At 56.5% G+C, this 13,052-nt stretch carries 11 protein-coding genes and 1 pseudogene; 5 read left to right on the top strand and 7 right to left on the bottom strand.

Annotation, left to right across the window (positions count from 1 at the left end):
• Nucleotides 1–40: 40 nt before the first annotated feature.
• The 4 genes from QCD69_RS02445 to QCD69_RS02460 form a co-directional block, all read right to left on the bottom strand.
• A complete protein-coding gene (locus QCD69_RS02445) occupies nt 41–3,115 on the bottom strand; it encodes an efflux RND transporter permease subunit (RefSeq protein ID WP_301250894.1) in 3,075 nt (1,024 codons plus the stop codon).
• Nucleotides 3,099–4,262 (bottom strand): efflux RND transporter periplasmic adaptor subunit, encoded by a 1,164-nt coding sequence (locus tag QCD69_RS02450; protein WP_301250896.1) that lies wholly within the window; start codon nt 4,260–4,262, stop codon nt 3,099–3,101. The genes QCD69_RS02445 and QCD69_RS02450 overlap by 17 nt, the downstream gene beginning before the upstream one ends.
• Nucleotides 4,263–4,360: 98 nt before the next feature.
• Nucleotides 4,361–5,533 carry a sensor histidine kinase gene (locus tag QCD69_RS02455; protein WP_253454287.1) on the bottom strand — a complete coding sequence of 391 codons (1,173 nt, stop codon included), beginning with the start codon at nt 5,531–5,533 and terminating at the stop codon, nt 4,361–4,363.
• The gene (locus QCD69_RS02460; RefSeq protein WP_253454288.1) at nt 5,530–6,225 is read right to left on the bottom strand and encodes a response regulator; all 696 of its coding nucleotides are present in this window, start codon (nt 6,223–6,225) and stop codon (nt 5,530–5,532) included. Before QCD69_RS02460 ends, QCD69_RS02455 begins: the two co-directional genes overlap by 4 nt.
• Before the next feature lie 120 nt (nt 6,226–6,345).
• Here QCD69_RS02460 and QCD69_RS02465 point away from each other — a divergent pair.
• From QCD69_RS02465 to QCD69_RS02475, 3 genes and pseudogenes are all read left to right on the top strand, one after another.
• Nucleotides 6,346–7,127 (top strand): annotated as a pseudogene (locus QCD69_RS02465) (MipA/OmpV family protein).
• Nucleotides 7,128–7,232: 105 nt separating this feature from the next.
• On the top strand, nt 7,233–7,607 hold the full coding sequence (locus QCD69_RS02470) for a helix-turn-helix domain-containing protein (RefSeq protein ID WP_125290027.1): 375 nt from the start codon (nt 7,233–7,235) through the stop codon (nt 7,605–7,607).
• A gap of 440 nt (nt 7,608–8,047) precedes the next feature.
• Nucleotides 8,048–9,130 (top strand): mechanosensitive ion channel family protein, encoded by a 1,083-nt coding sequence (locus tag QCD69_RS02475; protein WP_253454289.1) that lies wholly within the window; start codon nt 8,048–8,050, stop codon nt 9,128–9,130.
• A gap of 160 nt (nt 9,131–9,290) precedes the next feature.
• On the opposite strand, the gene QCD69_RS02480 is transcribed toward QCD69_RS02475, so the two are convergent.
• The 3 genes from QCD69_RS02480 to QCD69_RS02490 all read right to left on the bottom strand — a co-directional run bounded on the left by QCD69_RS02480 (nt 9,291) and on the right by QCD69_RS02490 (nt 11,646).
• Nucleotides 9,291–10,550 carry a sensor domain-containing diguanylate cyclase gene (locus tag QCD69_RS02480; protein ID WP_301250897.1) on the bottom strand — a complete coding sequence of 420 codons (1,260 nt, stop codon included), beginning with the start codon at nt 10,548–10,550 and terminating at the stop codon, nt 9,291–9,293.
• Between the two features lie 470 nt (nt 10,551–11,020).
• A complete protein-coding gene (locus tag QCD69_RS02485) occupies nt 11,021–11,404 on the bottom strand; it encodes a nuclear transport factor 2 family protein (RefSeq protein WP_301250898.1) in 384 nt (127 codons plus the stop codon).
• A gap of 29 nt (nt 11,405–11,433) precedes the next feature.
• Entirely contained in the window at nt 11,434–11,646 is a 213-nt protein-coding gene (locus QCD69_RS02490; protein WP_301250899.1) for a hypothetical protein, read from the bottom strand.
• 85 nt (nt 11,647–11,731) lie between these two features.
• On the opposite strand from QCD69_RS02490, the gene QCD69_RS02495 reads away from it, so the two are divergent.
• Together QCD69_RS02495 and QCD69_RS02500 are read left to right on the top strand one after the other, a co-directional pair.
• The gene (locus QCD69_RS02495) at nt 11,732–12,370 is read left to right on the top strand and encodes a TetR/AcrR family transcriptional regulator (protein WP_301250900.1); all 639 of its coding nucleotides are present in this window, start codon (nt 11,732–11,734) and stop codon (nt 12,368–12,370) included.
• Between the two features lie 67 nt (nt 12,371–12,437).
• On the top strand, nt 12,438–13,019 hold the full coding sequence (locus QCD69_RS02500; RefSeq protein ID WP_301250901.1) for a TetR/AcrR family transcriptional regulator: 582 nt from the start codon (nt 12,438–12,440) through the stop codon (nt 13,017–13,019).
• Nucleotides 13,020–13,052: the final 33 nt, after the last annotated feature.

A 13,052-nucleotide genomic window follows, 5' to 3' on the forward strand; every position in this document is an offset into this window, starting at 1 on the left:
TCCGTCCGTAAAGAGAAGCCCGGACAGGGCCAGCTTTTATCTATCCTGCTTCAGCGCCAGAAGATTTTTTCCGGCTGGCCCGGCGCGCTTCCGTCTGCATCACCAGACTCAGGGCCGCCGGCAAAACGGTGAGCGTCACCAGCGTCGCCACGATCAGCCCGCCGATAATCGCCAGCGCCATTGGCCCCCAAAAAATCTGGCGGGAAATGGGGATCATGCCCAGGATGGCTGCGCTGGCCGTCAGAAGGATTGGGCGGGCGCGGTGAGAGGCAGCGGCCTGAATGGCGGCGTTATAGTGCATACCTGAGCGTCGGTTATTGTCCGCCTCAGTGATGAGTATGACCGCATTGCGGATAATCATGCCCGCAAGCGCAATGATGCCCAGCAGCGCCACAAAGCCCATCGGCGTGCCTGTCGGCAGCATAGCCAGCACGATTCCGGGCAGGCCAAAAGGTGCCATCAGCAGCGCCAGAAGCATACGGGAAACGCGCTGTAGCTGAACCATCAGCAGCACCAGCATACAGAGCAGCGTGACCGGCAGAATAGCAAATACAGAGCTGTTGCCCTTGTCGGACTCGGCTACGGCTCCGTCCTCGCTGAGGCTGTAACCCAGCGGCAGTCCGGCCCTGAAGCGGTCAATAACCGGCTTCAGCCCGGCCGATACCCTTTCGGCGCGCAGACCAGGTGCAAGATCCGTCTGCACGGTGATAAACGGCAGGCGCTGACGCCGCCAGATTACGGGATCCTCAAGCCCCCACTGCGGCGTGGCCACCTGCGCCAGCGGGATTTTCGCGCCCGTTTGCGCTGTCAGAAGCAGCCCGGACAGGCTGTCAAGACGGCGCCCTTCATCGTTGCCCTTGAGAACGACATCAACCAGCCTGTTCCCGTCACGCACGGTGGTAATCAGCATTCCCGACCACAGCGTGTTCAGATAACGGGCAATCAGCTCGGAAGAGAGGCCCGCTGCCCGCGCGGCCGACTGATCCACCTTCAGCGTGACAACCCGTTCAGGCTCGCCCGCCGTCTGGTTGACCTCACGCGTCAGCGGAGAGGCGCCAAGCGTTGCTGCCAGTCGCTCTGCCTGCGCCCTGACCTGCTGGTAGTCAGGCCCGCTGACGCGGTAGCGAACGGGCCAGCCTACGGGCGGCCCCAGCTCAAGAGGAGCAACCCGCGTGGTGATGTCGCTAAAATCCCGCGCAAGCACGCCATCAAGATAGCGCCGCAGTCTTTCTCTGGCCGCCAGGCTTTTGGCCACCACCACCAGCTGAGCGGTATTTTCATCATCAAGTAAAACGTCCATCGGCAGATAAAAGCGCACTGCTCCGGTGCCGACGTAAGACGAGTAGTGGTCAACGTCGCGGCTGGCTGATACGGCTTGTTCCAGCCGCTCTGTCTGACGTAGGGTCGCCTCCTGAGAGGCATTCGCTGGCAAAGACAGGCTGACCAGAAGCTCGGGCCGATCCGAGGCCGGGAAAAACTCGCCCTGCATCCGGGTCATACCCGCACCTGCCAGCAGCAGCGCCAGTAGCGCGAGGCCAAGCGTCAGAAGCCGGTATCGCAGAACGCGGGCGAGCAGGCGGCGATAAAGCCCGCCGAGGCGACCAGGACCGGCGGCGTGTTTCTGCAGGGTGCCCGGCAGCAGCCAGCTGCCGGTCAACGGTGAAAACAGCACGGCCACTATCCATGAGCTGATAAGCGCAATCAGCACCACGGCAAACAGGGTATAGCAGTATTCTCCCGCGCTTGAGGCGGCAAAGCCGACCGGAATAAAACCGGCAATCATGACCAGCGTACCGGTCAGCATCGGAAACGCCGTAGAGGTGAACGCATAGGTTGCCGCGCTGGCGCGTGAATCGCCGGCTTCAAGCCTGGCCACCATGGTTTCCACCGTTATCATTGCATCGTCAACCAGCAGCCCCAGGGCGATAATCAGCGCGCCGAGCGAGATCCGCTGTAGCCCAATACCGGCAAGGTGCATACAGATAAATGTCATAGCCAGCACCAGCGGGATTGCTGCCGCCACCACCAGGCCGGCACGCAGGCCCAGTGAAACAAAAGACACGGCCAGCACGATGATCACTGCCTCTACGAGCACGTGCATAAATCCGCTGACGGCCTCATCCACCACGGCGGACTGATCGGCAATACGCGTCATCTCAATACCATGCGGCAGCCGTTCGGCCTCGCCTGCCATGCGCGCGCGCAGCGCCTGGCCGAAAGCAAGCATATTCCCGGTCTGCGCCATCGAGACGGCGAGCCCGATCGCAGGCTGTCCGTTGACGCGATAAAGCGGCGCAGGCGGCTCTGTAGGTCTGCGCACGACGGCGGCAATCGCTGTAAGAGGGATATAGCGTCCGTTTACCCGCAGCGTCACCGTGCGCAGGCTCTCTTCGTTTTTGAAAGCCCCGCTGACTCGCAGCGCTATAGTGTCATCGGCCGTACGCACGGTACCCGCTGGCTCTACCACGTTCTGCGCGCGAAGCGCCTCAGCGACCTGCTGTAAATCCAGCCCCATCGATGACAGCTTACGCGGTGAAAAGGCCACCACCAGCTGCTCTTCCTGCTCGCCCAGCAGCTGAATTTTACCCACGTCCGGCAGGCTCATCAGATCCCGGCGAATGTTGTCCACCCGATCTCTTAATTCCCGCATGGAAAAACCCTCTGCGGTAAACCCGTAAATAGTGCCGAAGGTGTCTTCAAAATCATCGTTGACGGCAGGCCCCTGCACGCCCTGCGGTAAAGAAGGGGCGGCATCCTGCATTTTTTTACGTACCTGATACCAGATGTCGGCAACCTGCGCAGGGGGCGTATCATCGCGAAGGTTTATAAAGATAACGCTGCGCCCGGCGTGCGTCTCGCTCTGGACGTAGTCAAGCCGGGGGATCTCCTGCAGTTTTTTCTCCAGCGTGTCGGTCACCAGCCTGACCGTATCGCTGAGGTTCGCGCCCGGCCATTGGGCAGAAACCACCGCCGTTTTGATGGTAAATGCGGGATCTTCAGTCCGCGAAAGCTGCTCATAGCTTATGATGCCCGCAGCCATAATGAGCAGCATCAGGAAGGCAATTAACTGCTGCTGCTTCAGCGCCCAGGCGGAAAGGTTAAAGCTCTGCTTCATCCTGATCCTCCTTGCTCCAGGCCACGCGCTCGCCGTCACGCAGGCTTCTGACGCCCGCCGTAACGACCCGCTCCCCGGGCGCGATCCCGGCGCGTATAAATACGGAATCTGCCGAATAGCCTGCGATATGCACGGCTCTCCGACGGACCCGGTTGTTAACCGCATCCAGTACAAATACGGCGGGATCGCCTGCCTGGCGCGTCAGGGCCGACGCCGGAAGCACCATAACCGCCTCAGCTGCCGTTTCTGCGGCCGGCAGCGTGACCGTGACGCTGGCGCCCATCGCCATATCGGGCGGTGGATTATCCAGCGTGACCTGCACTCGCCAGCTTCGCGTTTGCGGATCGGCCTGCGGACTGATATCGCGCAGATGTCCCAGCGCGCTTACGGTCGGATCCCGCAGCAGTGCAAGGTGAAAAACGGCACCGGGCTGGCGGGATACCATTGCGGGACTGGCAACGTCAAACACGACGTCGCGGCCATTGCCAGCGGCAACGGTAAATACCGTCTCTCCGGCGCTGACAACCTGCCCTGCTGATGCGCTGACGCCCGTCACTACGCCGCTGGCAGGCGCGGTAAGGGCCGTCCAGCGCAGGTTTTCCTTCGCATTTTTCAGCGCCGCCTCGCTGCTCTGCGTGCGCGAAAGCGCCGCCTGCCAGTCAGCCGTGGCCGTATCCAGCTGAGCACGAGCGATAGCACCGGACGGCATCAGAAGACGCATTCGATGCAGATTAAGCAGCGCCACTTTTTCTGCGGCCCGGCTGCTGCTGACATCAGCCTGCGCGCTGATAACCTGGTTCAGCGCCGCCGGACTGTCCAGCACGGCCAGCGTGTCGCCCTGGCTGAACCGGCTCCCGACGTCGGCACTGCGCGTCAGTATGCGGCCCTCCAGCCTGAAACTCAGGGAGGTTTCATCATGCGCGCGGACTTCACCGGTCAGCGTCTGCTGAGCAGGAGCCGTGCGCGGGCCGATCGTCATCCATTCAACCGGACGCGGTGCGGGTGGATTTTGTTGTTTTTGCCGATCGCAGCCGGTCAGCATAACAGCCATCAGCACAAGGCCGAGCAGCAGTAAGACACTATGATGTCGCAGATCCAGCAGTTGCCAGGCCCCCTGTTTTATCAGGCCTGGAAGGTTGTCTGACATGGCGCAGTTCCTCAATTGAGTTTTGCGCCATTAAACCTCGCCATTATCAAGAACCCGGCCACATTCCATCAAGGGAGTGTCAAGACCCTCAGCAACCGTTATGCATCGTGAGGCAGCACGATCCGCATTCTTAATCCGCCCTCAGGCGGCAGCGTGGCGTCCAGCGTTCCGCCGTGCGCCTGACAGATAGCGCGTGCAATTGAAAGGCCCAGCCCGCTCCCGCCAGAATGCCGTGCCCGTGAGGCCTCTCCGCGCGTAAAGCGCTCAAACATGACTTCAAGAAACGCCGGCGGCACGCCGGGCCCTTTGTCCTGAAAAATAATCTCATAATGCCCGTCTGTGCTGCGGCTGCTCAGATACAGGCTGGTGCCGGAACCCGCATAGCGCAGCGCATTTTCCAGCAGGACGGTAAAAACCTGCCCCAGACGAAACGGATCGACGTTAAGCAGCGTTTTTTCAGCCAGTTCGGCAACCGGATAAATGCCTGCTTCATCAAGCTGGGATTTTATCCACTGCAGGCGATAGCGCAGGATCTCGGACGGACAGCAGCGAACCCTTTCCAGGCTAAGCTGCCCGGCGTCCGCCAGTGAAAGCAGCTGCAGTTCATCAATCAGCCTGCGCAGGCAGTTCAGCTGGCCCATGATCATGGCAAGCTGTCGCCCATCCGCGCTGAACACGCCGTCAAGCAGCGCCTGTAGCCGAACCATGGCTGCGGTCAGCGGGGAGCGCAGCTCATGCGCCATAGCGACATGTGAGGCGCGAAGCTCTTTTTCATAACGCGCAAGCTGGCGCGTCATGGCGTTGAAGTTTTGTGCGAACTGCACCAGTTCTGCTGGTGCCGACGGCGTCAGCGCAGCCTGCGCACCGAAGTCACCTTCCGTTACCTGTTCAGCTGCGCCTCTGAGCTGGCTGAACTGAGCCGACAACGGGCGGGCATGGCGCAGCCCGAACCAGGCAATGAATGGAATCGTCACCAGCACCAGGACGCCGACGGTGATCCAGTCCGAAGAGGCGATGGAGGGATCGGAATAGCCGATACCCCACCAGCTATCAATGATCTGATGAAAACGCGCCGGATTAAGATTAGGGTTTTCACGCAGAACCAGGAATTCCTGCAGTATCGCGTGAGGCATATGCCAGGTGATCCAGAGATACTGAAGCGTAAAGCGCAGCCACATGCACAGCGCTATCAGGACAACGGTACCGATGGCAAGCGTCAGAATGCGAACGCAGATCCAACGCCACAGGGTTTGCAGCTGTGGATTTTTCATGGCTGCCGGAACCTGTAGCCGACGCTGCGTACGTTAAGAAGAACCTCTTTCATGCCGGCCGCCTCAAGTTTTTTGCGCAAGTTGTAGATATGTGTATCGACCACGCGTTCAAGCGCGTCGCTTTCAGGCAGGCACCGCTCCAGTAAAAACTGACGGCTGAGCGCACGAACCGGGGCGCGCATCATCGTCACCAGTAATAAAAACTCGGTTGGGGTCACGTCCACGTTGATTAGATCATCAATACCGCGCGTAACGGTTACGGTCATGGCCGAAGTATGAACCTCCAGCGCCTGCCAGCGCAGCACCTCCTCTTGCTGAACGGCTGGCTGACTTCGCCGCAGCACGGCCTGCACGCGCGCCACAACCTCTCCGGGATGGTAGGGCTTGACCACGTAGTCGTCGGCACCGTAGCGCAGCGCGCCGATGCGATCGGGCATGTCGCCGATGGCCGTTACCATAATCACAGGAACGTCACTGCTGCGCCTGATTTTTGCCAATACCTCCGTACCGTTAAGACCCGGCAGCATCACGTCCAGCAGGATCAGATCAGGGTGCCAGCGCCCGGCTATTTCCAGGCCCGACACCCCGTCCCCGGCCGCGCGAACTTCGTAGTTTTCGCGGCGTAAATAGGCTTCAAGCACCTCAACCGCATCTGCGTCGTCCTCAATAATAAGAATTTTTTTGTTTTGCATGGTTCACCTTGACACTTTCTTCACAATTCCCTGGCCGTTTATTGACACACCCACAGGATACTCCGGGTTGTCGATACGGGTGTATCGGCAAAGTGGAACGAACCCATAAGAGGTAAGGTGATGATAACCAGAAAAGCACTGCTGTATATGGCCGGTCTGGCCCTGACAACTTCAGCGACGGCCCGCGCGGACAGCGGTGATGCCCAAAATAGCGTGACCGTCGGCGTCGGCGCACAGTCTGCGCCCCGCTACAGCGGCTCGGATCAAACCCGCCTTCAGCCGGTTCCGGTTTTCCAGGCCCGACACGGTGCCTTCTTTGCGGATGCTCAAAAAGGCATTGGCTACGATTTACAAAGCAACAGTGGACTCTACCTGGAACATACGCTGGGCTACAACCTCGGACGAGATGACAAAAATTCAGACTGGCGTGACGGCGGTAAGAGGCTGAAGGGCATGGGCAAAATCGATCCCACGGTCAATACAGCGCTGGCCATCGGCTGGCAGGTCACGCCATGGCTCAGCGCCGAGGGCAAAGCGGTTCTGCCGTTCAGTGACGATCAGGGCGTCAATTATCAGGCATCCCTGACCCTTCTGCCGGTGCAGAGTGAAAGCGATACCGTCGCGCTGCAAACCGCGGCATTATTTGGCGATGCCCGCTATATGAATACCTGGTACGGCGCAGTCAGGCGCAGAGCCAGCGCAGCAGGTTTACGCGCTACCGCGCGCCGGGCGGTTTTTACGGTATTGCAACCTCTCTGATCTGGAACCACCAGTTTGATCCTCACTGGGGAACGCTTATCAGCGCGGGCTATACCTGGCTTGGCGATCGCGTAGCCGACAGCCCTGTTGTTTCCCGGCGCAATGAAGCAACGGGCACGGTCGGCTTTACCTATACATTCTGATGCTTTCTGCGCATAAGCGTTTCCAGGCCGCGCCTCATTGCGTACCTGCCCGTGCAGGCTCGTATCGATATTTATCAAACCTGGGCAGCCAGCGGGAATAACAATATGCTGTCGGACGACGTATTTTTTACGGGGCTGGTATGTTGGATAAGAGAAAACTTAACCAGAAAAGTCACCGTTCAGGAGGTGGCGGCCCGCTACGGTTATTCAAAGTGGTATCTGAACCGGTGCTTTGTGCGCTACGCCGGTATCAGCCTGGGTGCTTTTATTCGTCTGGAAAGGATGAAGGCCGCCGCTGATGAGCTTATCAGCGGCGACCAGCGAATTATAACTATCGCCCTGCGCTATGATTTTGAGTCGCAGCAGACGTTTACGCGGGCATTCAGCCGACAGTACGGTATGCCGCCCGGCGCGTTCAGGCAGGTTATGCGCAAAGCGAAGCCTGAACATTCAGAGAACGCTCACGCCCGAACATGCTAGCGGCTGATTATCATTCCCTTTCATCGCTTTCAGTATTGCCCGGACATACCTGCTCTTCCTTCTCTACGGCTGCCACGCTCGTCTGAATTATCGCGAAGGCTGGTTTTGCTTATCGAATCCGGCGGCGATCTGACGCTATGCTTCTGGTGAGCCTCCTTCCGTCAGGCCACCGCTCAAGATCTATACGATACAGGCATGGTCGCCCGGCTTACTGGCTGATAAATAAAAATTATTATAAATTTCAATTAATTAAATAAAAAACTCATCTGAATTATCGGTTTTGTCCGATTTTTTTACGTTTACTGCGTCAGTTAACAGAATTTTTCATAAACTCATCTGCGTAAACCATTTACGCTGCAGATAACCGTGAAGACAGCGGTTACTGGATGTTTATGACTTCGCTGACAGCCTGTGGTTGTTGCTGGATATAAGGGAAAAGAATGCCATTACTATTCGATGAGTTATCTGGCGCGCCATCGTGGGTGCCTGCTTTATTGCTCGTCACGCTCTCTTTCGCTGCGGGGGCCGTTGCGCGATTTATCATTCTCAGGTTCATCCGCTACTGGCAGAATCGTGACAGGAAATTATTTAAATCCCTTGAAAAGCATCTTCGCGGATCAATTTTTCTTTTCATCCCGCTGATGTTAATCAACGTCGGGCTTAATTATATTAATATTCACCCGCACTATCTTGATCTTATTACAACGATTATTAATACCTTCATTATACTTTCGCTTTGTTCTATCCTGATTCGTTTGACTAATGTCGTGCAGGATATGCTTTTTATCCGCTATGACATTAATCTTTCTAATAATCTTCGTGCCCGTAAAATCCGTACGCAGATAATATATGTAAAAAAGGTCGCTATCGTCCTGCTCGTGACGCTGTGTGTTTCACTGATCCTGCTCAGCTTCCCCGGCGTGCGAAAATTCGGCACCACAATTCTGGCCGGTGCCGGGGTGGCCGGAATAATAATTGGCTTTGCCCTGCAAAAGTCGCTCGTTAACCTGTTTGCCGGTATTCAGATAGCCTTCACCCAACCGATTAAAATTGATGATGCTGTAGTGGTTGAAAAAGAATGGGGCTGGATTGAGGAGATAAACCTGACGTATGTGGTGGTGCGTATCTGGGATCTGCGCCGGCTGGTTCTGCCCATCACCTACTTTACAGAAAACGCCTTCCAGAACTGGACGCGTAATAACGCCCAAATATTAGGCACCGTTTTCCTTTACCTTGACTACTCCATGCCGTTAGAACCTCTGCGTCAGCATTTCGAAAAAATCCTCAGTGAAACAAAGCTCTGGGATCAGGAAACTCAGGTGCTGCAGGTAACGGATACTGATGACAGAACCATGACCATCAGATTATTGATGACGGCACAAAACTCCCCCATGGCCTTTGATTTACGCTGCCACGTGCGGGAAAAGATGATTGAGTTTATTCAGCAAAACTATCCGCAGTGCCTGCCTAAAACCAGGGCTACACTGGCCGATCCGCTGCTTGACGGCCCGGGAAGTCGATAACTAATCGCGTTTTTTTCTGAAAACAGAGAGTGGGACGTACAGTGCCCGTCAGGGCGCGGCACAAGCATTCGGGCAGCTGTGCTTCCGCTTCTCGCTTTCAGGCGCCGGCTTTATGCCAGGCAGACACCACAAGAGATCGCAGAACAGAGCCAACGCTATGCTAATGACGTAACGGCTGCGCCGCAGGCTCGAAAAACTGATATGACCCATCCTGTCGTGCTTTCGCCTGGTACATCGCTTTATCGGCATTTTCAAACAGCATGTTGGCCGATGCCGCCCCGAACCGTGCGAGGCTAATGCCAACAGACGCCCCAATGCGTACTTCTGTGCTATTGATAGCAAATGGCTCTTTCAGGCTGTTAATAATGCGCCGGGCGATGGCAGATGCCGCCTTGCGGTTGGTACACTTCGCGGCTACCACAAACTCATCCCCGCCCAGACGCGCCACCGCATCGCCAGGGCGCATACAGCGTCGTAGCCGCTCGCTTACCAGCTGTAGCAAAACATCCCCTACTGCATGCCCCATCGAATCATTGACCGCCTTGAACCCGTTCAAATCGATAAACAGGACGGTGGTATAGGCCAGATCTTTTTCCTGCGCAAGCATGTGGCTCACCCGGTCGTTGATCCAGGCCCGATTAGGCAACCCGGTTAACGTGTCGCGGGTGGCCAGTTTTTCGAGCTTGCGGAGCCGCTCTTTATCATGAGTAATATCCCGCGAAACCAGCACGGCACCGATGTTCTTGCCGGTGGAAGGGTCGCTGACGCCGCAGGCCTTGGTGCCAAGCGTAATGTAGTGACCGTCGCGATGCCGCTTACGCACCTCGACCACATCCGACCGCACGCCACCGTTGAAAAGGAATACCAGTGCATCCGTAGCGGATGCCCGGTCATCGGGGTGCAGGAAATCCACCACCGGTTGACCTTTCATCTCATCGGCTGACCAACCGATCATTTTGCTGTAAGAAGGCGAGATTGAAACGTACCTGCCGTCTGCGTCGCAATGGGCGATCAGGTCAGTGCTGTTTTCAATTAACAGACGGTATTCCGCCGCCGTGCGCAGCGCTTCCTCCAGGGCTTTGCGCTGCCCTGTTATATCAAAAATGAAGCCGCTATATTGCAGGCAAGGAACATTGGGTGGACAGTCAGGCAGGCCTGAAACAATCACACAGCGTGTCGTGCCATCCAGACAACGGATTGGCACTTCGATATGAAAAGGCGTGACGCATTCCAACGCCGCAGTCAGTTGCAGCGCGATCTGCGCATCATCATCAGCCTGTGCGAGCCTCAGCCATGCACTTAGCGTTACGCCTTCCAGTGTGGGTATAAGGCCAGCAGGGCTTTCCTGACTGGTGATGCAAATGCCCTGGGCGTCTGTGGACCAAACGGCGGAAAGAGTAGGTTTGATCACAGTGTTCATGGTGGTCGGGTCCGTTGTTGGCTGATGCCGCAGTTTCTACGGTGCCATTTCACCTGCCGGAGCGGGAAATTATCTATGGCAAAACTCAAGGGTCAGAAGCAGTAGACTGCGTTTATCGGCCAATTCGCCCATAACCTTTAATGAATATTGCTTGATTAAACGGCTGTACAGCCTGCAACTGTCGCGTTATGCCTGAATTATACAATGCGTAGGGATTTTCGACTTTTCCCGGCATCGTTACGTTATGTAAGGCAGCCTGAGGTTCTGCGTCACCTGCGAAAACTAATGCGGCAGTACATTAGCTGTTGGGGGGATGGTCAGCACATTCAGATGCTTTTCTGTCTCTGGCGTACTGCCGTTTTCACGGACGAATTTATAGAGGTTGTCGACAGATCCTGGCTCAGTTTTTTCCTTATGGGTTTCGCCGCGCCTGGCGGACAGACACGACGAATGTGGAAGATTGGTTGAGATCAGGAAACTGCGTGGGTATGGTAAATTTTGCTCACCACCGTCCAGCGTCCGTTGACCTTCAGCAGGTTGAAAAAGTCCGTGAAGCGAAAGCCTGAAATATCGTCGGTATCGATACGCGCGCTTGCCGCCGTGCCCACGATGTCAACGCGTACGATGACGGCCTTCGCCTCCGGTGAGGGGCGGAACGCGCTATCGATGGTGTCGAAAAGGCCCTGAATCGGCCCGCCTGTAAGATTTGCATCGCCGTCAACGCCAAAAATCGTGGCCCGCTCGCTGAAGGCGGGCTTCATGATCTCACTTTTTGCCTGCTTTCCGCCTTCGTTGTACTGGCTGAGTACGTCCACAATGGCGTTATATTCCTGCACGTAGGTTGCGTCGGTCATAGCATCTGTCTCCGGTAGTGTTGTGTCGGTCATCCGTACGGATACCCGTGATTCGGTTCAATCGCTTTTTTATGACGAACAGCAGCAATGATAGCTATGCCAGTCAGCACATCGCCGCGCTGTAAAAAGTCTTCGGCGCTGAAGCTGCCCTGCCCGTCACCCGGGAAGCCGGGAAGCCGGGAAGCCGGGAAGCCGGGAAGCCGGGAAAAAATCAGCGTCGCTGCAAAAGCGAGTTCTGACATGGGTCCTACACAATTATGTAGTGACCACTATATAATATTCCTATTGTATAGTGACCGCTATGTAATATGTCAAGAGAATGGCTATATGCCCGACGTGAAAACGAAAAACGCAGGGGTCAGTGGAGAAAAGCCCAAAGGCCGCCCGCGCAGCTTCGATCGTGACAGGGCCCTGCTCAGGGCGCTGGACATCTTCTGGCGTAAAGGGTTTGAGCCGGCCTCGGTTGCCGAGCTCTGCGCTGCCATGGAAATCAATCCGCCCAGCCTTTACTCCGCCTTTGGTAACAAGGCGAAACTTTTTCTGGAGGCCGTAAGCTATTATGAAAAGGTTTACTGGAAGGCAACCTGGGAGCGGCTTGAAGAGGAGCCGGATATCACGCAGGCAATTGATAAATTCTTCAGCGAAGCGGCTGACATTCTGCTTTCGCCTTCCGCTCCCTGCGGCTGCATGGTCGTTCTTGCGGCCATCAACGTCTCTCAGGAATCCTCTGACGTTGTAGAGGCCGTGAGCGTGCTCAGGCAGGAAGGGAAAGACCTGTTTGAAAAGCGACTGCGCAGGGCCGTACGTGAGCAACAGCTGCCGACCGATACCGCCACCGCTGCACTGGCTACCGTCCTGAATACGCTCCTGGAAGGCATGTCGATCGAGGCGAAAGACGGTGCCACACCGGCAAGCCTCAGGGCGACCGGGCAATATGCGTCGCGTTTGTTGCCATGCCAAAAATAGCGATCGCACAAAATGTACCCTGCCGCACTAGACGACCGGTCAATTTTAACGTTATGCTGATCGGACTATGAAAAAACAAGCGACAAACGTGCGTCAGCACATCATTGATGTTGCCCGGACGCTTATCACACATAAAGGCTACAGCGCCGTCGGCCTGGCTGAGATCGTCAAAGCCGCCGGCATTCCTAAAGGCTCGTTCTATTACTACTTCCGGTCCAAGGAAGAGTTTGCTGAAGCCCTGCTGGAACATTACTTCACCCATTATCTCGTTCAGGTTGAAGAGCAGCTACGCGGCAGCGAACCCGCCAGAGAACGGCTGCTGCGCTACTTTGCGTTCTGGAAGGCGACCCAGGGGGCTGACCTGCCGGAAAGCAAATGTCTTGTCGTCAAGCTTGGAGCAGAAGTCTGCGATCAATACGACAGCATGCGAAGCGTTCTGGCAAAAGGAACCCTTGAAATTATCGGCAGGATTACGGCGTGCATACAACAGGGGCAAAACGATGGCTCCCTCTCAGCCAACAGGGATGCAGAGGCCCTTGCTGAAGAGCTTTACCAGCTCTGGCTGGGCGCTTCGCTGATGGCAAAAATTCACGTGCCCGAACAGGCGTTCGACAAAGCAATGAGTGCAACAAAGCGGCTGCTCGCGTAGCCGCCTTTTTTTCTGCCAATTTACTAGACGACC

Source organism: Erwinia sp. PsM31, from assembly GCF_030433775.1.
Taxonomy (GTDB): domain Bacteria; phylum Pseudomonadota; class Gammaproteobacteria; order Enterobacterales; family Enterobacteriaceae; genus Erwinia; species Erwinia aeris.